Source organism: Streptomyces coelicoflavus (assembly GCF_003112555.1).
Lineage (GTDB): Bacteria > Actinomycetota > Actinomycetes > Streptomycetales > Streptomycetaceae > Streptomyces > Streptomyces coelicoflavus.
Window position 1 is genome coordinate 344865 of the sequence record NZ_BEWB01000010.1, and the last position, 21521, is coordinate 366385.

20 protein-coding genes are annotated in these 21521 nt (G+C 73.2%); 15 read left to right on the forward strand and 5 right to left on the reverse strand.

Translation table 11 applies throughout. From position 1 onward, the window contains the following. Nucleotides 1–46: 46 nt before the first annotated feature. The 11 genes from Sco07f_RS25450 (at nt 47) to Sco07f_RS25500 (ending at nt 11764) form a co-directional block, all read left to right on the forward strand. Nucleotides 47–1501, forward strand: coding sequence for a vWA domain-containing protein (locus tag Sco07f_RS25450; protein ID WP_108989286.1), 1455 nt, complete (start codon nt 47–49; stop codon nt 1499–1501). Then, entirely contained in the window at nt 1498–2436 is a 939-nt protein-coding gene (locus tag Sco07f_RS25455) for a GlnX family signal transduction membrane protein (RefSeq protein ID WP_108989287.1), read from the forward strand. The genes Sco07f_RS25450 and Sco07f_RS25455 overlap by 4 nt, the downstream gene beginning before the upstream one ends. Next, nucleotides 2433–3638: an ABC transporter substrate-binding protein gene (locus Sco07f_RS25460; protein ID WP_108989288.1), complete on the forward strand. Its 1206-nt coding sequence runs from the start codon at nt 2433–2435 to the stop codon at nt 3636–3638. Before Sco07f_RS25455 ends, Sco07f_RS25460 begins: the two co-directional genes overlap by 4 nt. Before the next feature lie 114 nt (nt 3639–3752). Further along, on the forward strand, nt 3753–4439 hold the full coding sequence (rpe, locus tag Sco07f_RS25465; RefSeq protein WP_007447451.1) for a ribulose-phosphate 3-epimerase: 687 nt from the start codon (nt 3753–3755) through the stop codon (nt 4437–4439). A 77-nt stretch (nt 4440–4516) separates the two neighbouring features. Then, complete coding sequence (locus Sco07f_RS25470) at nt 4517–5560, forward strand: sugar-binding transcriptional regulator (protein WP_042825775.1); 1044 nt, start codon at nt 4517–4519, stop codon at nt 5558–5560. Between the two features lie 41 nt (nt 5561–5601). Beyond that, the gene (locus Sco07f_RS25475) at nt 5602–5922 is read left to right on the forward strand and encodes a barstar family protein (RefSeq protein ID WP_007447447.1); all 321 of its coding nucleotides are present in this window, start codon (nt 5602–5604) and stop codon (nt 5920–5922) included. Nucleotides 5923–6063: 141 nt separating this feature from the next. Beyond that, nucleotides 6064–7506 (forward strand): GuaB1 family IMP dehydrogenase-related protein, encoded by a 1443-nt coding sequence (locus Sco07f_RS25480; RefSeq protein ID WP_007447445.1) that lies wholly within the window; start codon nt 6064–6066, stop codon nt 7504–7506. A gap of 72 nt (nt 7507–7578) precedes the next feature. Further along, entirely contained in the window at nt 7579–7974 is a 396-nt protein-coding gene (locus tag Sco07f_RS25485; protein WP_054101806.1) for a hypothetical protein, read from the forward strand. Nucleotides 7975–8418: 444 nt separating this feature from the next. Next, nucleotides 8419–9909 carry an amino acid permease gene (locus tag Sco07f_RS25490; protein WP_108989289.1) on the forward strand — a complete coding sequence of 497 codons (1491 nt, stop codon included), beginning with the start codon at nt 8419–8421 and terminating at the stop codon, nt 9907–9909. 15 nt (nt 9910–9924) lie between these two features. After that, a complete protein-coding gene (locus Sco07f_RS25495; RefSeq protein WP_003977367.1) occupies nt 9925–10377 on the forward strand; it encodes an Lrp/AsnC family transcriptional regulator in 453 nt (150 codons plus the stop codon). Nucleotides 10378–10525: 148 nt separating this feature from the next. Further along, complete coding sequence (locus tag Sco07f_RS25500) at nt 10526–11764, forward strand: MFS transporter (RefSeq protein ID WP_108989290.1); 1239 nt, start codon at nt 10526–10528, stop codon at nt 11762–11764. On the opposite strand, the gene Sco07f_RS25505 is transcribed toward Sco07f_RS25500, so the two are convergent. Further along, nucleotides 11712–12269 carry a hypothetical protein gene (locus Sco07f_RS25505; RefSeq protein ID WP_007447485.1) on the reverse strand — a complete coding sequence of 186 codons (558 nt, stop codon included), beginning with the start codon at nt 12267–12269 and terminating at the stop codon, nt 11712–11714. The genes Sco07f_RS25500 and Sco07f_RS25505 overlap by 53 nt on opposite strands. 307 nt (nt 12270–12576) lie before the next feature. On the opposite strand from Sco07f_RS25505, the gene Sco07f_RS25510 reads away from it, so the two are divergent. Further along, nucleotides 12577–13365 carry a carbon-nitrogen hydrolase family protein gene (locus Sco07f_RS25510; protein WP_108989291.1) on the forward strand — a complete coding sequence of 263 codons (789 nt, stop codon included), beginning with the start codon at nt 12577–12579 and terminating at the stop codon, nt 13363–13365. Nucleotides 13366–13423: 58 nt separating this feature from the next. After that, nucleotides 13424–15121: a flavin monoamine oxidase family protein gene (locus Sco07f_RS25515; protein ID WP_108989292.1), complete on the forward strand. Its 1698-nt coding sequence runs from the start codon at nt 13424–13426 to the stop codon at nt 15119–15121. A gap of 19 nt (nt 15122–15140) precedes the next feature. Here Sco07f_RS25515 and Sco07f_RS25520 read toward each other — a convergent pair whose 3' ends face one another. Beyond that, nucleotides 15141–16073: an LLM class F420-dependent oxidoreductase gene (locus tag Sco07f_RS25520; protein ID WP_054101802.1), complete on the reverse strand. Its 933-nt coding sequence runs from the start codon at nt 16071–16073 to the stop codon at nt 15141–15143. A 130-nt stretch (nt 16074–16203) separates the two neighbouring features. Continuing rightward, nucleotides 16204–16899: a DUF5995 family protein gene (locus Sco07f_RS25525; RefSeq protein WP_007447481.1), complete on the reverse strand. Its 696-nt coding sequence runs from the start codon at nt 16897–16899 to the stop codon at nt 16204–16206. Nucleotides 16900–17072: 173 nt separating this feature from the next. On the opposite strand from Sco07f_RS25525, the gene Sco07f_RS25530 reads away from it, so the two are divergent. Then, complete coding sequence (locus tag Sco07f_RS25530) at nt 17073–18209, forward strand: glycoside hydrolase family 6 protein (RefSeq protein ID WP_108989293.1); 1137 nt, start codon at nt 17073–17075, stop codon at nt 18207–18209. Here Sco07f_RS25530 and Sco07f_RS25535 read toward each other — a convergent pair. Then, on the reverse strand, nt 18191–19609 hold the full coding sequence (locus Sco07f_RS25535; RefSeq protein ID WP_007447480.1) for a uracil-xanthine permease family protein: 1419 nt from the start codon (nt 19607–19609) through the stop codon (nt 18191–18193). The two genes, Sco07f_RS25530 and Sco07f_RS25535, sit on opposite strands and share 19 nt — an antisense overlap. A gap of 226 nt (nt 19610–19835) precedes the next feature. Here Sco07f_RS25535 and Sco07f_RS25540 point away from each other — a divergent pair, with 226 nt between their 5' ends. Next, entirely contained in the window at nt 19836–20294 is a 459-nt protein-coding gene (locus Sco07f_RS25540) for an acyl-CoA thioesterase (RefSeq protein ID WP_087791992.1), read from the forward strand. On the opposite strand, the gene Sco07f_RS25545 is transcribed toward Sco07f_RS25540, so the two are convergent. Further along, on the reverse strand, nt 20254–21465 hold the full coding sequence (locus Sco07f_RS25545) for an MFS transporter (RefSeq protein ID WP_054101798.1): 1212 nt from the start codon (nt 21463–21465) through the stop codon (nt 20254–20256). The two genes, Sco07f_RS25540 and Sco07f_RS25545, sit on opposite strands and share 41 nt — an antisense overlap. Nucleotides 21466–21521: the final 56 nt, after the last annotated feature.

Genomic DNA, 21521 nt, shown 5'->3' on the forward strand with positions numbered 1-21521 from the left:
ACGTGGGTGGGACGGGCGACGACGTGGGCGAGGGGGCACGGACACCGTGGAGACAGGAACGCGAGGGGCGGGCGAGGCGGCCGGGCGGGTGATCGCCGGGCTGGAGGTCGACCAGTGGAAGTACCTGTCCCGTGAGGCGGGCGACCCGCGGATGCACGCGATCCTCAGCGTGAGCGTGGACGGCACCGGGGGCGGCGGCCCGGGCGGCCCGCTGCTGGCGCAGGTGCTGGCGGTGGACTGCTCCAGCTCGATGACCTGGCCGGTGGAGAAGCTGCACGCGGCCCAGGAGGCGGCGGTCGCGGCGATCCGCAAGCTGCCCGACGGCACCCCGTTCGCGGTGGTCCGGGGCAGCGAGCAGGCAGCCGTGGTGTACCCGGACACGCCGCGCATGGCCCGTGCCTCCGCCCGCACCCGGGCCCGGGCGGAACGGGCCGTGCGCGAGACGGTCGCGGGCGGCGGCACCTGCATCGGCGCCTGGCTGGACCTGAGCCGGCGGCTGCTGGCGGAACAGGACGCGCCGATCGGCCACGTCCTGCTCCTCACCGACGGCAAGAACCAGCACGACGAGCACATGCCGCTGGCCCGGGTCCTGGAGGAGTGCGCGGGCCGGTTCGTCTGCGACGCGTGGGGGATCGGGGACGGCTGGGACGGCCGGGAACTGCTGCGCATCACCCGCCGGCTGCACGGCAGCGCGTCCTCGGTGCGCGAGGAGGCGGCCCTGCCGGCGGAGTACGAGCAGCTGATGAACCGGCTGCTCACCAAGACCGTCCCCGAGCTGGTGATCTCCGTGACCCCGATGCCCGGAAGCACCGTGCGCTACCTCAAGCAGGTCTTCCCCACCGAGGTGGAGCTGAACGCCGAGGACGGCACCGGCCGCTTCGTCACCCGCGCCTGGGGCGACGAGACGCGCCGCTACCAGCTGTGCCTGACCGCCGACCCCTCCGGCCGCCCGTACCGGGAGGACCTCCAGCTCGCCGTGGTCGCCGTCGACGTGCCCGGCGACGACGTGGTCCGGCTGCCTCCGCCGCTGCCCTGCCTGGTCCACTGGACCGACGACCCGGCTCTGTCCGGGCACACCGACGCCCAGGTCGAGCACTTCGAGCAGCACCAGCGGCTCGGCGAGGCGGTCGCCGCGGCCGCAGACGCCCACCGCCGCGGACAGCTCGACCTGGCCGAGCACCAGCTGGGCCGAGCCGCCCGGCTCGCCCACGCCATGGGCGTCGAGGAGCAGCTGGCCCGGCTGGCCCGGCTGGTGCGGATCGAGGACGCCGAGAGCGGTCGGGTCGTCCTGCTCCCCGACGTGAAGGCCATCGACTTCCAGCATCTGATCACCGCGTTCAGCCACAGCACGTACGGCCCCGCCTCCGGCACCGGTTCCGGGGCGGCGGGCGCCGTGCCGCGAGGGGGTGCCACCGTGCGCTGCCCGGTCTGCGAGGCCGGTGCTCCGGCGGCCGCCCGGTTCTGCCCGTCCTGCGGCCACCCCTTCGAGGCACGGCCGTGAGCACCACCCGCCGGGACCTGATCCGCAGGCTCAGGCTGCTGCTGGTCCTGGCGACCGCGACCACCCTCGCGCTGCTCTTCGCCTACCGGGGCGTGCACGACGACACCGTTCCCCTGTCCACCGCGAGCACGCCCGGCATCCGCGCCGTCGACACCGCGCGCAGCGCGCTGCGCCAGGCGAACGCCGTGGTCCGCGAGACCGGCGCCGAGGGCGACACCAGCGGCGAGTTCCTCACCCAGATCTCGGTGGCCCAGCAGAGCCTGGCCCTGGCCGCCTCGGAGAACGTCACCGGCCTGACGGGCCGCCACGACGTCCAGACCGTCACCGGGCTGATAGCCGTCTACTCGGGCTGGGTGGAGCGCCGGGGCCGCGAGCCGGAGGGGTCACCGCTGCGCGCCGCCTTCCTCCACTACGCCGAGAAGGTCCTCGGCGTGGAGGCCGAGGCCGGGACCGAGGGCGACATCATGAGCCGCCTGGACGCCCTGCGCGGCGAACAGCTGGCCGAGGCCCGGCGGCAGGCCGCCTTCCCCTGGCAGCTGTGGCTCGGCTGGTGCACGGTCGCGGTGCTGTACGCGGCCCTGTGCGGGGCGCTGCTGGAGTCCCAGCGCTTCCTGCGGCACCGCTTCCGGCGGCCCGTGCAGCTGCGGTTGCTGGCCGCCACCGCGGTGTGCGCCGTCGGCGTGCCGGTGCTGGCCTGGCAGACCCTGTCGGCGCACCGCGCGATGACGGACTCCGTCGCCGGGGTACAGGTGCCGCCGGCCGTCCCGGACGCCGTCCCCGAGGGGGCCGGCGAGGTGCGGGGCGCGCTCGCGGACGCCGGGTTCTGGGCCTCGTTGTCCGACCTGATACCACTGGGAGGAGCCGTGGTGGCGGCGCTGGCGCTGTGGGGACTGTGGCCGCGGATCGCCGAGTACCGGTTCCGGAGCCAGCGATGAGCCGCCCGGGCGCCCGCACCCTCGGCATCCTCTGCCTCTGCCTGGCCCTGCTCGGCGCCGGCGTCTACGCCACGGTGCGCTGGGCGCGCGGCTGGGAGGGCTCCGTCACCCTGCTCGCCAACTGGAGCGGCACGGAGCGCGAGCAGTTCGAGGAGCACGTCATCGAGCCGTTCGAGGAGAAGTACCGGATCGACGTCGTCTACCAGGGCAGCTCCGCGCTCAGCCAGGTGCTGGCCGCCGACATCGCGGCCGGCAACCCGCCCGACGTCGCGGTGCTGCCCGGCCCCGGCGAACTGCTCGCCTACGCCGTCGACGGCCGGCTCCACCCGCTGGACGGCCTTTTCGACGCCGGGGACTACGACCGCTTCTGGGCCCCCGAGGTCACCGTGCCCGGGGAGGGCGCCCACACGTACTGGCTGCCCGTGAAGACCGGCCTGAAGAGCATGGTCTGGTACGCCGGACCGGCGCCGACGGCTGACTCGGCCGGCCCTCCCGCACGGTGGTGCGCCGGCCTGGAGTCCGGCGCGACCTCCGGCTGGCCCGGCACCGACTGGGTGGAGGACATCCTGCTCCAGCAGGCCGGCCCGAGGGTGTACGAGGACTGGGCCAACGGCAGGCTGCCCTGGACCGACGACGCCGTGCGCCGGGCCTGGACCACCTGGGCCGACCTGGTGGGGGCGGGCGACGCCGACCGCGTCGAGCAGGTGCTGACCACCGCGTTCGACGCCGACTGCGCGGCGGGCCGCCTGGAGCACCAGGGTTCCTTCCGCGCCGGGCACTGGCGGAAGGAGGGCGGCGACTACGTCCACTTCTCCGAGGTCGTGCCCGCGGCCGGGGCGGACGCCGGCGCCTGGGAGGTCTCCGGCGACCTGGCGGCGGTACTGAACCCGACCCCCGAGGCCGAGCAGCTGATCCGCTACCTCGCCGACCCGGACACCGCGCTGCCCGAGTACACGGCCAACCGGGCGGCCGCGCCGGACACCGAGCAGGACGCCACGGAGCGGCAGATCGGAACCATCCTGCGCGAACCCGGCCGCACCCGCTGCTGGGACGCCTCCGACGCGATGCCCCGCACCACCCGCGACGCCTTCCACCAGGCGGTCCTCCGCCACTTCGCCGACCCGACCCACCTGCACACCCGCCTGAAAGAACTGGACCACCTCCGCAAGCCCCAGAACCTCCCGGTCTGCGGCACGGGTTAAGGGGCGCGGGGAACTGCGCGAGCAACCCACCACCGGGCCCGCGGCCGACGAACAACCCCGCCCACCCCGGACCCCTCCCCGCCCACCCCCGGAGGGCATGGCAGGCTTGGGAACATGGCCGCCCAGATCAACCCCAGCATCCTGTCCGCCGACTTCGCCCGCCTCGCGGACGAGGCCAAGGCGGTCGAGGGAGCCGACTGGCTCCACGTCGACGTCATGGACAACCACTTCGTCCCGAACCTCACGCTCGGCGTGCCGGTGGTGGAGTCCCTCGCCCGGGCGACGGACACCCCGCTGGACTGCCACCTGATGATCGAGGCCCCCGACCGCTGGGCGCCGCAGTACGTGGAGGCGGGCGCCGGTTCCGTCACCTTCCACGCCGAGGCGGCCGCCGCGCCGGTGCGGCTGGCCAGGGAGATCCGGGCCAAGGGCGCCCGCGCGTCCATGGCGCTCAAGCCCGCGACGCCGATCGAGCCGTACGAGGACCTGCTCCCCGAACTCGACATGCTGCTGATCATGACGGTTGAACCCGGCTTCGGTGGGCAGGCGTTCCTCGACATCATGCTTCCGAAGATCCGCCGCACCCGTGAGCTGATCAGGAAGCACGGTCTGGAGCTGTGGCTCCAGGTGGACGGCGGTGTCTCGGCGGCCACGATCGAGCGGTGCGCGGATGCCGGCGCCGACGTCTTCGTCGCGGGTTCCGCGGTGTACGGGGCGTCCGACCCGGCAGAGGCGGTACGTGCACTGCGCACGCAGGCCGACGCGGCGACCGCCAAGGCATCCTGGTCCTGCGACCACTGAGGAACAGAAAGTGAACGGCTCCCACCAGGGCTGATCAAGTGCGCCGAATCTGCAAGGATGAACGGCGTATCCAGAGTGTGAACAGCAGTGAGGAGATCGCCGTGTCGGGTATGTCGGCGGGCCGTTCAGCCATGCGGATGGGACCCGCTGAGCTGGTCCAGGCGGCGGCCATGGCCCGCCGCTTCTACCTCGAGGGCAAGTCCAAGATCCAGATCGCGGAGGAGTTCGGCGTCAGCCGCTTCAAGGTGGCCCGGGTTCTCGAGACCGCCCTCGAGCGGGACCTTGTACGCATCGAGATCCGGGTGCCGGCCGAGCTGGACGCCGAGCGCTCGGACGCCCTGCGCGCCCGCTACGGGCTCCGGCACGCCGTCGTGGTGGAGTCACCGGCGGACGCCGAGGAGACGCCCGATCCGGAGAACCTGGGGGAGGTGGCCGCCGACCTGCTCGGCGAGCTGGTCAACGAGGGGGATGTGCTGGGCCTGGCCTGGGGCCGGTCCACCATCCACATGGCGGCGGCGCTCGACCGGCTGCCGCCGTGCACCGTGGTGCAGCTGACGGGCGTGTACGACGCCGGGACCGCCGAGCGCGGCTCGGTGGAGGCCGTGCGCCGCGCCGCCCAGGTGTCCGGCGGCGACGCGCACCCCATCTACGCGCCGATGCTGCTGCCGGACGCGGCGACCGCGCAGGCGCTGCGGCACCAGACCGGCATCGCCCGGGCCTTCGAGTACTTCGACAAGGTCACGGTCGCCTGCGTCTCCATCGGCTCCTGGGAGCCGGGCATCTCGACGGTGCACGACATGCTCAGCGACGAGGAGCGGGCGCACTACGCCTCGCTCGGGGTCGCCGCCGAGATGTCCGCCCACCTCTTCGACTCCGAGGGGCGCCGGGTCGGGCGGGACCTGGGCGAGCGGTGCATCACCGTCAAGGCCGACCAGCTCCGCCGTATCCCCGAGGTCGTCGCGATCGCGGGCGGGCAGCGCAAGGCGGCGGCCATCGACGCGGTGCTGCGCTCGGGTCTCGTCACCAGCCTGGTGACGGACACGTCGGCCGCGGACTACCTGATGACGGCGGGCCCGGCACCGAAGTCGACGCTCAACCGGACGGACCCCGACGGGATCTGACGTCCGGCCGGCACGGCAAGACCAGGGAGAAGGGGCGCGACATGACCGAGGACTCCGCGGGACGGCTCGTGGTCACGCTGGACCTCGGCGGGGTCACGGACAAGGCGGGCCTGATGGACCGCTGCGTCCGCGACCTGGCGCTGCCCGACTGGTTCGGCCGCAACTGGGACGCGCTCGCCGACTCCCTCGCCGACCCCTCCGTCTGGCCCGAGGGCGCGGCGGACCGGGGCCTGGTCCTCGTCGTGGAGGGCTGGCGGGCGTACGCCGAGGCGCGGCCGGACGAGTGGGCCGTCGCCGAGGAGGTCTTCGCCGAGGCCACCGACCGCGGCCCGGGGCTGTTCGTCACCCTCGGCCCTGGATGATCCTCCAAACAGGTCGCTGACCAGCCTGGATGATCCGCCCGGGGATGATCGGCCACGCCTCGTGGGACAATGAAGTACGTGCTCTTTCCCCCTGGCTGACCTGTCCGGGGGCCACCTCTGATCGACTGGGATGTGCAGCACGTGCGTTTCCTCAATGACATCCAGCCCTCGTACGACCTGACGTACGACGACGTGTTCATGGTGCCGAGCCGCTCCGCCGTGGGCTCACGGCAGGGCGTGGACCTCGGCGCCCCGGACGGCACGGGCACCACGATCCCGCTGGTCGTCGCCAACATGACCGCCATCGCGGGCCGCCGGATGGCCGAGACGGTGGCCCGGCGCGGCGGCCTCGTGGTCATCCCGCAGGACATCCCGATCGAGGTCGTCACCGACGTCGTCTCCTGGGTGAAGAGCCGCCACCACGTCCTGGACACCCCGATCGTGCTGGCCCCGCACCAGACCGTCGCCGACGCGCTGGCCCTGCTGCCCAAGCGCGCGCACAACGCGGGCGTCGTCGTGGACGAGGACGGCAGGCCGGTCGGCGTGGTCACCGACGCCGACCTCTCCGGCGTGGACCGCTTCACCCAGCTCGAGGAGGTCATGTCCAAGGACCTGATCCTCATCGACGCGGACCTGGACCCCCGCGAGGCCTTCAACACCCTCGACGCCGCCAACCGGCGCTACGCGCCCGCCGTCGACAAGGACGGCCGCCTCGCCGGCATCCTCACCCGCAAGGGCGCGCTGCGCGCCACGCTGTACACCCCGGCCGTCGACGCGAACGGCAGGCTCCGCATCGCCGCCGCCGTCGGTATCAACGGCGACGTGGCCGGCAAGGCCAAGCAGCTGCTCGACGCGGGCGTGGACACCCTCGTCATCGACACCGCGCACGGCCACCAGGAGTCGATGATCAGCGCGGTCAAGGTGGTGCGCGAGCTCGACCCGCGGGTGCCGATCGTCGCGGGGAACATCGTCTCCGCCCAGGGCGTGCGCGACCTGATCGAGGCGGGCGCCGACATCGTCAAGGTCGGCGTCGGCCCCGGCGCCATGTGCACCACCCGGATGATGACCGGCGTGGGCCGGCCCCAGTTCTCCGCCGTCCTGGAATGCGCCGCCGAGGCCAAGAAGTACGGCAAGCACGTGTGGGCCGACGGCGGTGTCCGCCACCCGCGCGACGTCGCCATGGCCCTCGCGGCCGGCGCGTCCAACGTGATGGTCGGCTCCTGGTTCGCCGGGACCTACGAGTCCCCGGGCGACCTCCAGCACGACGCCAACGGCCGCGCCTACAAGGAGTCCTTCGGCATGGCCTCCGCGCGCGCGGTGCGCAACCGCACCTCGGAGGAGTCGGCGTACGACCGGGCCCGCAAGGCGCTGTTCGAGGAGGGCATCTCCACTTCCCGGATGTTCCTCGACCCGGCCCGTCCCGGAGTCGAGGACCTGATCGACTCGATCATCGCGGGCGTCCGCTCGTCCTGCACCTACGCCGGCGCCGGCTCCCTGGAGGAGTTCGCCGAGAAGGCCATCGTCGGCATCCAGAGCGCCGCCGGTTACGCCGAGGGCAAGCCGCTGCACGCCAGCTGGAGCTGACCGGCGCCCGGCCCGTGCACCGTCCCGTCAGGCCTGCTTGACGTCAAGCAGGCCTGACGGGACGGTAGGGGCATGACCACACCGCAGAGCATCGAGCCGCAGCACACCCTGCTGACCGCCGTGGCCCGCCTCGACGAACTGCGCGCCCGCGAGTCGCTCGCCGGTTTCGGCAGCGACGACGAGGCCCTGGACCGCCCCCAGCTCCTCGAACTGCTCGCGCTGAGCGAGGTGGTCGCCCGCAAGGCCGCCTACGGGCGTCAGCCGAGCGTCCGCGCCGCCCGCGAGGCCGGTGCCTCCTGGGCGCAGATCGGGGCCGCGCTCGGCACCAGCAAGCAGGCCGCGTGGGAGGCACACATGCGCTGGATCGACGCCCAGGAGGACGCCCGCGGCCGGCCCGGCGAGATCGGCTTCGACGCGACGGACGCGGCCGACGCGCGCGCCGCCGCGGGCGGACCCGACGACGCCTGACCGGACCGACGGCACCCGACAGGACCGACGGAACCCGACAGGACCGACGGAACCCGACAGAACCGGAGGCACCCGACCTGCCCCGCCGGACGGGCCGCGACGGGCCGGGACGGGGCGTCGGAGCCGCGGCCCCGGTACGGCTGCTGACCAGGCCCGACGGCCGTCGGCCGGTCCCGGACGCAACGCCCCGCAGGCCTCGCGCAACGAACCCCCGCGCCGCCCCGTCGAACGCAACGATCGTGCTCGAACACGCAAGGTTGCTGCATTACCGGAGCACCGCGCCCCTCGTAGTGTTCTGCGCTGTACGTGGCGTGGCGGGGACCCCGCTCGGTGGGTTCCCGCTCTTCACGAGCCTGCCCGCCGGTCCCCGCCGCTCCAGACGCCCGCCGGGAGCCCGTCCGCTCACCCCGGCGGCGCGACCGGCAGCGACAAAGGAGTCACCGCGTGATCGACCACGGCGCACCCCCGCACCACGACGGGGCGGCCGGCCCACCGTCCCCGGGTCTCGCCGCGCGCCTCATGCGCCGCAAGCCCGTGGAACGCCTCGTCGCCGAGGGCGGCCAGGGCGAGGGCGGCAGCCTCCGCCGCTCCCTCGGCCTCTGGCAGCTCACGATGATCAGCATCGGCGCCACCCTCGGCACCGGCATCTTCGTCGTCCTCGGCGAGGCCGTCCCCAAGGCCGGCCCGGCCGTCACGCTGTCCTTCGTCATCGCCGGACTCACCGCGCTCTTCTCGGCCCTGTCCTACGCCGAACTGGCCGGCACCATCCCGGTCGCCGGATCCTCGTACTCGTACGCCTACGCCACCATGGGCGAGCTGATCGCCTGGGTCTGCGGCTGGTGTCTGATCCTGGAGTACGGCGTGTCCGTGGCCGCCGTCGCCGTCGGCTGGGGCGAGTACCTGAACGAGCTGCTCGACGGCACCATCGGCGTCACCCTCCCCGCGGCCCTGTCGGCACCGCCCGGCGACGGCGGCATCTTCAACCTGCCCGCGCTGATCGTCGTCCTGCTCGCCATGACCTTCCTGCTCGGCGGCGCCCGCGAGTCGGCCCGCGCCAACACGATCATGGTCGTCGTCAAGATCGCGGCGCTGGTGCTGTTCTGCGCGATCGGCGTACAGGGCTTCCGCTCCGGCAACTACGAGCACTTCATGCCCCTCGGCATGGCCGGGGTCAGCGCGGCCGGCGCGACGCTCTTCTTCTCCTACATCGGCTTCGACGCCGCCTCCACCGCCGGTGAGGAGGCGAAGAACGCCCAGCGCGACCTGCCCCGCGCCATCATGCTGTCGCTGGTCATCGTCACGGTGCTGTACGTCCTCGTCGCGGCCGTCGCCGTCGGCGCCAGGCCCTGGCGGACCTTCACCGACTCCGAGGCCTCCCTCGCCCAGATCATGACCGACGTCACCGGGCAGAGCTTCTGGGGCACCCTGCTGGCCTTCTGCGCCGTCGTCGCCATCGCCAGCGTCGTCCTGACCGTCCTCTACGGCCAGACCCGCGTCCTGTTCGCCATGTCCCGCGACGGACTGGTGCCCAAGGTGTTCTCCAAGGTCCACCCGAAGACCGGCGCGCCCCGCGCCAACACGCTGATCGTCTCGCTGTTCTGCGGCGTCCTGGCCGCCGCCATCCCGCTCGGGCAGCTCGCCGACGCCACCAGCATCGGCACCCTCTTCGCCTTCGCGCTCGTCAACGTCGCCGTCGTGATGCTGCGCCGGACCCGGCCCGACATGCGCCGCACCTTCCGGGTCCCGCTGGCGCCGGTCCTGCCCGCCCTCGGCTTCGGCTTCTGCGTCTGGATGATGGGCAGCCTGTCCACCGTCACCTGGGTGGTCTTCGGTGTCTGGATGGCGGTCGGGCTCGTGTTCTACTTCGTGTACGGCCACCGCCGCTCTCGACTCGCCACAGCGGACCCCTCCGAGGTCCGGACGCACCAGAAGTGAAGTGAACGACCCGCAGTGCTGAACGATCTCGACGAACGCATCGTGCACGCCCTCGCCGAGGACGCCCGCCGCTCCTACGCGGACATCGGGCAGTCGGTCGGCCTGTCCGCGCCCGCCGTGAAACGGCGCGTGGACCGGCTGCGCGCCACCGGAGCCATCACCGGCTTCACCGTCCGGGTCGACCCGGCCGCGCTCGGCTGGGAGACCGAGGGGTTCGTCGAGATCTTCTGCCGCCGCAACACCTCGCCCGAGACCATCCAGCGGGGCCTGGAGCGCTACCAGGAGGTGGTGGCCGCTTCCACCGTCACCGGGGACGCGGACGCGGTCGCCCAGGTCTTCGCCTCCGACATGCGCCACTTCGAGCGGGTCCTGGAGCGGATCGCCGGGGAGCCGTTCGTGGAGCGCACCAAGTCCGTGCTGGTGCTCTCCCCGCTGCTGCGGCGCTTCTCGTCGGGCTCGCCCACGTAATCCCATGGGCAGGACGCCGGCCGGCGTCTAGCATCGGTGCCATGAGCCGACGACATTGATCCACCCGCGTCACCCGTAGCGCCTCCTCCCGAGGGCCGCCCCGGACGCCGTACCTCCGGTGTCCGATCCGCCCCCTCGGGAAGGCCTCATGACTCTCTCCACCTCGCCCGGGCGTGCCCACGCGCCCGCCGGTACCCGCCGGCTCGTGCGCACCCTGTACGCCTCCGCGTTCTGCGACGAGTTCGTCCTGCTCTACCCGGTGTACGCGCTGCTGTTCGCCGACACCGGTCTGTCCGTCTGGCAGACGGCCTCGCTGTTCGCCCTGTGGTCGCTGACCGGCGTGCTGCTCGAGGTGCCCTCCGGCGCCTGGGCCGACGCCTTCTCCCGGCGGCTGCTGCTGATCCTCGGCCCGCTGCTCACCGCCGCCGGCTTCGCCCTGTGGGTGCTCGTGCCCTCCTACGGCGCCTTCGCGCTCGGCTTCGTGCTGTGGGGCGCCGGCGGCGCGCTCGGCTCGGGCGCGCTGGAGGCGCTGGTCTACGACGAGCTGGACCGGGCCGGTGCGGCCCACCAGTACGCCCGCGTCATGGGGCGGGCCCGCGCGATCGGCATCGCCGCGACCATGTCCGCCATGGGCCTGGCCGGTCCGGTGTTCGCCCGGGGCGGCTACGACGCGGTGGGCGCGGCCAGCGTGCTGGCCTGCCTGGCCGGGGCGGTGGTCGCCACCCGGTTCCCCGAGCACCGCACACCCTCCGGCGGCGGCGAACGCTGGTCCGCGACCCTGCGCGCGGGACTGGCCGACGCCCGCGCCGACCGGTCCGTGCGCGGCGCGCTGCTCCTCGTAGCGGCCGTGACCGCGGTGTGGGGCGCGCTCGACGAGTACACGCCGCTGCTGGCGCGCGACACCGGTGTGGCGGCAGAGACCGTGCCCTGGCTGCTGCTGGTGATCTGGGCCGGTGCGACGGCCGGCAGTCTGCTGGCCGGCCCCGCCGAACGCCTCACCACCAGCGGGTTCGCCGCCCTGCTCACCGGTTCCGCACTCGCCCTGGCCGTCGGCGCCCTGGCCGGCACACCGGGCGCACTGGTCCTGGTGGCGCTCGCCTTCGGCGGCTTCCAGCTGGCGACCGTGCTGGCCGACGCCCGCCTCCAGCAGCGCATCGACGACACCGGGCGGGCCACCCTGACCTCGGTCGCGGGCCTCGGCAGCGAGCTGGGCAACCTCGCCACCTACGGCGCCTACGCGGCTGCGGCCACGGCGTGGGGCCACGGCACCGCGTTCGCGCTGTCCGCGGTGCCGTACCTCGTGACGGCGCTGGTGCTGGCCGGCGCCGCCCGGACTACAGTCGCGGCTGCCAGGGCACGACGTGGAAGTCGCCGGTCCCCTTCTTGACCTTCTCGAAGGGTGCCGACGACACGCACCGGGGCAGCTCACCACCCTCCGCGGGGCTGCCCATGGCGGCCCAGCTGTAGCCGAGGCGGTCGTGCCGGCCCAGGTCGTGGACCGTGACCCCGACCCGCCTGCCCTCGGCGCCGGGAAGGTCGGAGTCGGTGATGACGCCGGAGACGACGGCCACGTCGCCGCCGGTCAGCAGGCAGTCCACGTCGGCCTTGGCCCGCGCCCCCTCGCCGTTGAGGTAGTGGCTGAACTCGAAGGTGCCGGTCGCCCGGAGCGGGTCGTCGCCGTGCTCGGCGGCCAGGTGGGCGTCGAAGGTGAAGGTGATGTCGTCCCCGGCCGACCGGTACAGCTCGGCCGTGCCGGTCAGCGCGGCGGCCTCCCTCGGCGGCGGGCCGCCGTGCGGGCCCCCGTGGGGGCCGTCGGCGACGGCCGCTCCCGTGGTGGTGGCGGTGATCAGCAGGGCGGCGCAGAGCGCGGCGGTCGCGGTACGGCGTTTCATGGCGGGTCGTCTCCCAGGGATGCGAAACCGGTGGACCGAACGGTCCCCACTGTTCCGGCGCCGCGCCCGCGCCACATCGGGCCCGGGTCGAAAGCCGCCTCCGCCGCGCGGCGGGGAGGGACGGCGCGGGCCTGCTCCCCGGGGAGGACGGGGCGCCCGCCCGGGCGCGCAACGAATCGCCGAGGTGTGCCGGACGCACGCAACGATCCGCTCACCGGCGCGCAACGGGTCCGTCTTGTCCGCCCGAGCCCGCCGACCGTACCGTCTATCTGGCCCCCGAACCCCCTTTGACCGGTGAGGATCACGCATGCGCACCGCCCTGCTCCAGAGCTCCGGCCGCCCCGGTTCCGTCGCCGAGAACCTCAAGGTCCTCGACGAGGCCGCGGGCCGCGCCGCCGCCGCGGGCGCAGCACTGCTCGTCACCTCCGAGCTGTTCCTGACCGGATACGCCATCGGCGACGCCGTCGACGCCCTCGCCGAGTCCGCCGACGGGGACTCGGCCGACGCCGTGGCCGAGATCGCCGGCCGGCACGGCCTGGCCGTCGCGTACGGCTACCCCGAGCGGGACGGCGAACGCGTCTTCAACTCCCTCCAGCTCGTCGCCGCGGACGGCACCCGGTCGGCGAACTACCGCAAGACCCACCTCTTCGGCTGCTTCGAGCGCGACCACTTCACGCCGGGCGAGCAGCCCGTCGTCCAGGCCGGTCTGAACGGCCTCACCGTCGGCCTGATGATCTGCTACGACGTGGAGTTCCCGGAGAACGTCCGCACCCACGCCCTGGCCGGCACCGACCTGCTGCTCGTCCCGACCGCGCAGATGCACCCGTTCCAGTTCGTCGCCGAGTCCGTCGTGCCGGTGCGGGCCTTCGAGAACCAGATGTACGTCGCGTACGTCAACCGCGTCGGCCAGGAGGGCGAGTTCGAGTTCGTCGGCCTGTCCGTCCTCGCGGGGCCCGACGGCGTCGCCCGCGCCCGCGCCGGGCGGGCGGAGGAGCTGATCCTCGCCGACGTCGACCCGGCCCTCCTCGCCGCCTCGCGCGAGGCCAACCCGTACCTGAAGGACCGCCGCCCCGGCCTCTACGGCGCCCTCGCCTGAGACCCGGAGCCCCGCGCGTCCCGACCCCCGTTCCACCCGTGCAAGGAGTCCGTACCCCATGACGTCCACCGTGCCCAACGCGATCGAGCACGCAGACGAGCAGCAGCCGCCGATCACCATGTTCGGGCCGGACTTCCCGTACGCGTACGACGACTTCCTCGCCCACCCCGCCGGGCTCGGCCAGATACCCGCCACCGAGCACGGCGCCGAGGTCGCCGTCATCGGCGGCGGCCTGTCCGGCATCGTGGCCGCCTACGAGCTGATGAAGATGGGCCTCAAGCCCGTCGTCTACGAGGCCGACCGGATCGGCGGCCGGCTGCGCACCGTCGGCTTCGACGGCTGCGACCCCTCGCTGACCGCCGAGATGGGCGCGATGCGCTTCCCGCCGTCCTCCACCGCCCTCCAGCACTACATCGACCTGGTGGACCTCGAGACCCGGGCCTTCCCCAACCCGCTGGCCGAGGCGACCCCCTCGACCGTCGTCGACCTCAAGGGCGAGTCGCACTACGCCGAGACCCTCGACGACCTGCCGCAGGTCTACCGGGACGTGGCCGACGCCTGGGCGAAGTGCCTGGAGGAGGGCGCCGACTTCTCCGACATGAACCGCGCCCTGCGCGAGCGCGACGTCCCCCGCATCCGCGAGATCTGGGCGAAGCTGGTCGAGAAGTTCGACAACCAGACCTTCTACGGCTTCCTGTGCGACTCGGAGGCCTTCAAGTCCTTCCGGCACCGCGAGATCTTCGGCCAGGTCGGCTTCGGCACCGGCGGCTGGGACACCGACTTCCCCAACTCCATCCTGGAGATCCTCCGCGTCGTCTACACCGAGGCCGACGACCACCACCGCGGCATCGTCGGCGGCTCCCAGCAGCTGCCGCTGCGGCTCTGGGAACGCGAGCCGGAGAAGATCGTCCACTGGCCGTACGGCACCTCGCTGAAGACCCTGCACCCGGACGGCGAACCCCGCCCGGCGGTGACCCGGCTGAACCGCACCGCCGGCAACCGCATCACCGTGACCGACGCCGACGGCGACATCCGCACCTACCGGGCGGCGATCTTCACCGCCCAGTCCTGGATGCTGCTCTCGAAGATCGCCTGCGACGACTCGCTCTTCCCGATCGACCACTGGACCGCGATCGAGCGGACCCACTACATGGAGAGCTCCAAGCTCTTCGTGCCCGTCGACCGGCCGTTCTGGCTGGACAAGGACGAGCACACGGGCCGGGACGTCATGTCGATGACGCTCACCGACCGGATGACCCGCGGCACCTACCTCCTCGACGACGGCCCGGACAAGCCCGCCGTCATCTGCCTCTCCTACACCTGGTGCGACGACAGCCTGAAGTGGCTGCCGCTGTCCGCGAACGAGCGGATGGAGGTCATGCTGAAGTCGCTCGGCGAGATCTACCCGAAGGTCGACATCAGGAAGCACGTCATCGGCAACCCGGTGACGGTCTCCTGGGAGAACGAGCCCTACTTCATGGGCGCGTTCAAGGCCAACCTGCCCGGCCACTACCGCTACCAGCGGCGCCTGTTCACCCACTTCATGCAGGAGGAGCTGCCGGAGGACAAGCGGGGCATCTTCCTCGCCGGCGACGACATCTCCTGGACGGCCGGCTGGGCCGAGGGGGCCGTCCAGACAGCGCTCAACGCGGTCTGGGGCGTCATGCACCACTTCGGCGGGCAGACCGACACGACCAACCCCGGCCCGGGCGACCTGTACGAGGAGATCGCGCCGGTGGAACTCCCGGAGGACTAGGGGTTCCCGGCGCGGGACCTCAGATCCCGGCCGCCCGGGCCTTCTCGTAGATCCGGGCGGCGACGTCCTTGAGTTCCCCGGCGTCGCGCGTGGTGCTCTGCACGTCGACGAGGATCTCGTCGAAACCGATCTCGGCGTGCGCGGCCAGGTCCTCGACGATCTGGTCGACACCGCCCTGGAAGGGGCGGCGGCCGGAGCCCTCGTGGTTCTTCACGCTGTAGCGGGTGTTGACCCGCAGCACCGTCCGGAGGGGCTTCGTGCGGCCCCGCTCGGCGGCCAGGTCCCGCAGCCGCCGCCACTGCTCGGCGACCGTCTCGGCACCGATGCCGGTCGGCAGCCAGCCGTCGGCGTGGTCGACCAGGCGGCGCCGGGCCCGGCCGCTGTCGCCCGCCGCCAGCAGGACCGGGATCGGCCGGGCCGGTTTGGGGCCGACCACGGCGGACGCGATCTTCGTGACCTCTCCGTCGTACACCACCGGGTCCGGGCCCCACACCGCGCGGCACACCCCGATCAACTCGTCCAGGGCGGCACCGCGCTCGGCGAACGGCCGCACGGACGCCGCCGCGTACTCGGCGCGGGACCAGCCGGTGCCGAAGCCCGCCAGCACCCGGCCGCCGCTCGCCGCGTCCAGCGTGGCCAGGGCCCTCGCCAGCTGGAAGGGGACGTGCAGCGGGGCGACCAGGACGCTCGTGCCGAGCCGGGCCCGTTCGGTGACCGCGGCGGCCAGGGCGAGGGTGACCAGCGGTTCCGCCACGCTCCGGTACGTGTCCGGCCAGGGCAGGCCCTCGATGCCGTACAGCCCCTCGGCGGCGGGCTCGGGGAACAGGGCGCGCTCGAACACCCACAGGCTCTCGTAGCCCATCCGCTCCGCCGCGCGCGCCACGTCGGGGACGTCCTTGCCGATGTCGTACTGCCGCATCTGGGGGAGGCCGAGTCCGAGCCGGGTCGTCATGCCGGGGTGCTCCTTCGCCGTCGGGGTGCGATGCCGCCCATGGTCCGCATGCTGCGCATGGTTCCAACCGGGTTCAACGTACAGCGATCGCGGGGGAGTTCCGGGAGCGCACGCCGTCGCACCGGCCGGATCAGTCCCGCAGCGGCGTGAGCAGCATGCGGCCCGCGAAGCCCACCGCGGCGTCCAGCCGGACGGTGAACTCCCCGGCGACGTCCGGCAGCCGGCGCAGCGCCCACAGCGCGCGGGCCGCCGCCCAGGTGGCCTCACGGGCGCGCTCCAGGCTCCACGAGCCGAGCAGGTGGGTCAGCGGGTCGGCGATCTGAAGGAGGTCGGGTCCCGGCATCAGCTCGTCGCGGATGCGCTCCTCCAGCGAGACGAGGAGATCACCCACGCGATCGAACTCGTCCTCCAGGTCGACGGGTTCGCAGCCGAGCGTACGACAGGTGTCCACCACGGCCAGCGCGAGATCGTGGCCGATGTGCGCGTTGATGCCCGCCAGCGCGAACTGCAGCGGCCGTACCCCGGGATGGCGGCGGAGCTGGAACAGGGGGCGCCAGCACGCGGGCGGACGGCGGTCCTCCTGCGCCGCGTCCACGGCGGCCAGATAACGCTCCGCGAACCGCACGTCCAGCGCCGTAGCCGCCCGCGCGTCCGGGAACCGGCCGCCGTCGATGTGGCGGTCCACGGCCTCCGTGACGGCCAGGTAGACACGGTTGAACACCGCCAGACCGTCGCGGGCCGGCAGCGCCGAGTCGAGGGCGCGCATCCGGAACAGCACGGTGTCCACCGACGAGGCGGCCGTCGGGACTTGCTCGCAGTGCGCCATGGCGGCAGCGTCGCAGCTTTAGGCTGACGGCAGTGCCGGCGGGCCCGACGCTTCCCCAGAACGGGGGAACGCGCCCGCCGCGCGGGGGAGGGGGACCGTACGTGTCAGGCCTTCGTGCCCGGCGTCCGGCCGCTCGCAGGGCCGAGCGCAGGCGCGCCGTCGGGCGCGGTGCGATGGTCGCGGCGGCGTCCGTCGTCGTCGCGGTGGGCACCGCCACCGGCATGCTCACCGCGCCCGGCGACGAGGACGGCGACGGTGCCGACGTCGCCCACCCGCAGGTGACCCACTCCGTGCGCCCGGACACCCCGCCCGCCCCGCCGTCCCCGCCCCCGTCCCCGTCGGCGGTGCCGTCGCGTTCCGCGTCGTCGTCCCCGGCCACCGGGAGGCCCGCTCCCGACCCGTCGCCGAAGCGGGTCTCCGAGAAGGAGAAACCTCCGCCCACCGCCGCCACCCGCCTCTACCGGCACGCCGACTCGCAGGTCCTCGACTGGGTCCGGGCCCACCCCGACGACCCGCGCCGGGACGTCATCGCGTCGCGGATCGCCGACCACCCGGCGGCCGTCTGGTTCGCCGACCACACCCCGGCCACCATCACCGCGAGGGTCCGCGCCGTCACCTCCGCGGGTGCCGCCCAGGGCCGGGTGCCGGTCCTCGTGCCGTACGCGATACCCGACCGCGACTGCGGCGGCCACTCCGAGGGCGGCGCGCCCGACCTGGACGCCTACGACGCCTGGATCGACCGGTTCGCCGCCGGGCTCGGCTCCGGCGAGGTGATCGTCGTACTGGAACCCGACTCGGTCGCCCAGTCCGAGTGCCTGTCCGCCGGCGACCGCGCCGACCGCTTCGCCTCCCTGGCCCGGGCCGGCCGGGTGCTGAAGGACGCCGGTCCCCGCGCCCGGGTCTACTACGACGCCGGCCACTCCGGCTGGCACGCGCCCGCCAAGCAGGCGGGCTGGCTGAAACAGGCCGGCGCCGCCTCGGCCGACTCCTCCGACGGCGTCTTCAGCAACGTCTCCAACTTCCACGCCACCGCCGACGAGATCGCCTACGACCGCGCCGTCCTCGACGCCCTCGGCGGCCCGGCGACCCTCGGCGCCGTCATCGACACCAGCCGCAACGGCAACGGCGCCCCGCCCGACGGCGAGTGGTGCGACCCGGCCGGCCGCAGGATCGGCCGCGCACCGACCCTGAGCACCGGCATGGGGCGCATCGACGCCTACCTGTGGGTCAAGCTCCCGGGGGAGTCCGACGGCTGCAAGGGCGAACCGGGCACGTTCACCCCGTCGTACGCCTACGACTTGGCGCGCTGACCCCCGCCGCCGTCACCGCCGGGTCCGGTCTTCTCGTCGTACGACGACGTGCCCTCGTCGAGCAGCGGCTGCTGGGTCTTGAGGTGGGCCGGGGCGAAGGCGCGCAGCGCGTGGTAGCCGGTGATGACGACCAGGGTGCCGAGCGCGATGCCGCTGAGGGAGAAGGTGTCGGTGAACTCCATGCTGACGTTGCCGACGCCGATGATGATGCCCGCGGCGGCCGGCACCAGGTTCAGCGGGTTGCGCATGTCCACCTTGGCGTTGATCCAGATCTGCGCGCCGAGGAGGCCGATCATGCCGTAGAGGATGACGGTGATGCCGCCGAGCACGCCGCCCGGGATCGCGGCCACGACCGCGCCGAACTTCGGGCAGAGGCCGAAGAGCAGCGCGAAGCCCGCCGCGGCCCAGTAGGCGGCCGTCGAGTAGACCCGGGTCGCGGCCATCACGCCGATGTTCTCGGAGTACGTGGTGTTGGGCGGCCCGCCGACCGCGGTGGAGAGCACCGAGCCGATGCCGTCGGCCGAGATCGCCGTGCCCAGCTTGTCGTCCAGGTTGTCGCCGGTCATCTCGCCGACCGCCTTGACGTGTCCGGCGTTCTCCGCGATCAGGGCGATGACGACGGGGAGGGCGACCAGGATCGCCGACCACTCGAAGCTCGGCCCGTGGAACGACGGCAGCCCGATCCAGTCGGCCTGACCCACCGCGGAGAAGTCCAGCCGCCAGTGGTCGGTCAGCTTGCCGCCGCCGTCCACCGAGTGGATCTTCCCGAAGATCCGGTCGAGCGCCCAGGACAGGACGTACCCGAAGACCAGTCCCAGGAAGATCGCGATCCGGGACCAGAAGCCGCGCAGGCACACCACGGCCAGACCGGTGAACAGCATCACGAACAGCGCCGTCCACTGGTCCTGCGGCCAGTAGGTGGAGGCGGTGACCGGGGCCAGGTTGAAGCCGATCAGCATCACCACCGCGCCGGTGACGACCGGCGGCATCGCGGCATGGATGATCCGCGCCCCGAAGCGCTGCACGGCGAGTCCCACCAGGAACAGCGCGACGCCGACGACGAGGACCGCGCCGGTCACCGTGGCGCTGGTGCCGCCCTGCGCCCGGATCACCGCGGCGACGCCGACGAAGGAGAGCGAGCAGCCGAGGTAGCTGGGCACCCGGCCGCGGGTGGCGAGCAGGAAGATGACGGTCGCCACGCCCGACATCATGATCGCGAGGTTGGGGTCGAGGCCCATCAGGACCGGAGCCACGAAGGACGCCCCGAACATGGCCACCACGTGCTGGGCGCCGAGCCCGGCCGTGCGGGGCCAGGAGAGCCGTTCGTCGGGGCGGACCACCGCTCCGGGGGCGGGTACCTTCCCGTCCCCGTGCAGTTTCCAGCGCACGCCGAGGTCCATGGTGAGGTTTCGCTTTCTCTGTACGTGAGGACTGTCCGGACCATTGTCGGGGGTGCCCGCCCGTGCGCTTGACCTGCACCCTTCCCCGGGGGGTGTCCTGAGCATCCGCTTAGGATGAGGGGGACCGCCGTACGGACCCGGCACGAACCCCGTACGAACCCCCGTACGAGCCCCCCGTGCGAACCGCCGCACGCCGCACAGCCGAGCACGACCAGGAGTCCCGCCCGTGACCGCCGAAGCACCCACCGCACCCGCCCTGTCCCACGGCCTGCTCGTCCCCGTCACCGTCCACTTCGACGACCTGGACGCGCTCGGGCTGCTGCACAACGCCCGCTACCCGGTGCTGGTCGAGCGGGCCTGGACCGAGCTGTGGGCCGGGTACGGCTTCCGGTTCGAGGGCGACTGGGAGGCTGCCGGCGACGCCTGCAACGCGGTCAAGGAGCTGACGATCGGCTACCAGGCGCCGGTCACCCGGCCCGGCGCCTACGCCGTCCACCTGTGGCTGGACCGGCTGGGCACCACCGGGCTGACCTACGGGTTCCGGTTCTGCTCGGCGGACGGCGCCACCACCTACGCCCGCGGCACCCGGGTGCTGGTCCGGCTGGACTCCCGGACGCTGCGCCCGGCGCCGTGGAGCGAGGCGTTCAGGACTGCCGGCCGGGCACTTCTGCGGCCGGCGGACTGATCGTCGGCCGGTTGCGGTCCCCGGCCCGCAGCACCCGCGCGAACACCACCAGGCAGCACGCCAGCGCGGTCACCAGACCGAACGACACCACCAGGCTGGTCGCCTCGGCGAGCCCGCCGATCGCGCCCGGCGCGATCAGACCCGAGGTGTACGTGATGGTGGCGACACCCGCGATGGCCAGGCTCGGGTTGGAGCCGGCCCGGCCGGCCGCGGCGAAGCACAGCGGGACGACCACGGCGATGCCGAGGCCCATCAGCGCGAAGCCGGTCATCGCCACCGCCGGACCGCCCCCGACCACGACCAGCAGACCGCCGAGGGTGGCCAGTACCCCGCTCACCCGGACGGTGCGCACCGCGCCGAACCGGTCCACCACCTTGTCGCCGACGAGCCGGGTCAGCGCCATGGTGAGCGTGAAGCCCGTCGTGCACGCCGCCGCCAGACCGGCCGAGGCCTCCAGCTCGTCCCGCAGATAGACCGCCGACCAGTCCAGGCTCGCGCCCTCCGCGAACACCGCGCAGAAGCCGACCGCGCCGATCAGCACCGCCGACCTCGGCGGCAGCGCGAACCGCGGCGGCGGGTCCTCGTCCTCGGAAGGTTGCAGATCCAGCACCCAGGCGCAGGCCGCCAGGCCCGTCACGGTCAGCACCGCGGCGGCCAGGACGTGGTGCGTCCGGGCGTCCGTGCCCAGGTGGGCGGCGAGCGTCCCGGCCGCCGATCCGATCAGCGCGCCCGCGCTCCACATGCCGTGCAGCCCGGACATGATCGACTTGTCGAGACGGTTCTCGATCTCGACGCCCAGGGCGTTCATCGCCACGTCCGACATGCCCGCCGTGGCGCCGTAGACGAACAGGGCGAGGCACAGGGTGAGCAGGTTCGGGGCGAGGGAGGGCAGGACCAGGGCCAGCGTCCACAGTGCCAGCAGACCGCGCAGGGCGGCGCGGGCACCGAAGCGGTGGGTGACCCGGCCGGCCAGCGGCATGGCGAGCGAGGCACCGAGCGCCGGGAAGGCGAGCGCCAGCCCCAACTGGCCCGCGCTCACGCCGGCGTGGTCCTGGATCCACGGCACGCGGGTCGCGAAGGAGCCGGTGACGGAGCCGTGCACGGCGAACACGGCCGCCACGGCGTACCGGGCGCGCTTCACCTCGTCTCGCCCGTAGGTCCCTGTGCTCATGGTCCACCCCTCCGTGTTCTCGGTGCGCGGCAGTGCGTGGCAGCGCGCGGCGTAAA

Bases quoted from the DNA above. Each gene is read 5' to 3' on its own strand.
- Sco07f_RS25460 (WP_108989288.1), top strand. From the start codon at position 2,433: ATGAGCCGCCCGGGCGCCCGCACCCTCGGCATCCTCTGCCTCTGCCTG.
- rpe (WP_007447451.1), top strand. From the start codon at position 3,753: ATGGCCGCCCAGATCAACCCCAGCATCCTGTCCGCCGACTTCGCCCGC.
- Sco07f_RS25475 (WP_007447447.1), top strand. From the start codon at position 5,602: ATGACCGAGGACTCCGCGGGACGGCTCGTGGTCACGCTGGACCTCGGC.
- Sco07f_RS25485 (WP_054101806.1), top strand. From the start codon at position 7,579: ATGACCACACCGCAGAGCATCGAGCCGCAGCACACCCTGCTGACCGCC.
- Sco07f_RS25500 (WP_108989290.1), top strand. From the start codon at position 10,526: ATGACTCTCTCCACCTCGCCCGGGCGTGCCCACGCGCCCGCCGGTACC.
- Sco07f_RS25505 (WP_007447485.1), bottom strand. From the start codon at position 12,269: ATGAAACGCCGTACCGCGACCGCCGCGCTCTGCGCCGCCCTGCTGATC.
- Sco07f_RS25510 (WP_108989291.1), top strand. From the start codon at position 12,577: ATGCGCACCGCCCTGCTCCAGAGCTCCGGCCGCCCCGGTTCCGTCGCC.
- Sco07f_RS25515 (WP_108989292.1), top strand. From the start codon at position 13,424: ATGACGTCCACCGTGCCCAACGCGATCGAGCACGCAGACGAGCAGCAG.
- Sco07f_RS25520 (WP_054101802.1), bottom strand. From the start codon at position 16,073: ATGACGACCCGGCTCGGACTCGGCCTCCCCCAGATGCGGCAGTACGAC.
- Sco07f_RS25525 (WP_007447481.1), bottom strand. From the start codon at position 16,899: ATGGCGCACTGCGAGCAAGTCCCGACGGCCGCCTCGTCGGTGGACACC.
- Sco07f_RS25530 (WP_108989293.1), top strand. From the start codon at position 17,073: ATGGTCGCGGCGGCGTCCGTCGTCGTCGCGGTGGGCACCGCCACCGGC.
- Sco07f_RS25535 (WP_007447480.1), bottom strand. From the start codon at position 19,609: ATGGACCTCGGCGTGCGCTGGAAACTGCACGGGGACGGGAAGGTACCC.
- Sco07f_RS25545 (WP_054101798.1), bottom strand. From the start codon at position 21,465: ATGAGCACAGGGACCTACGGGCGAGACGAGGTGAAGCGCGCCCGGTAC.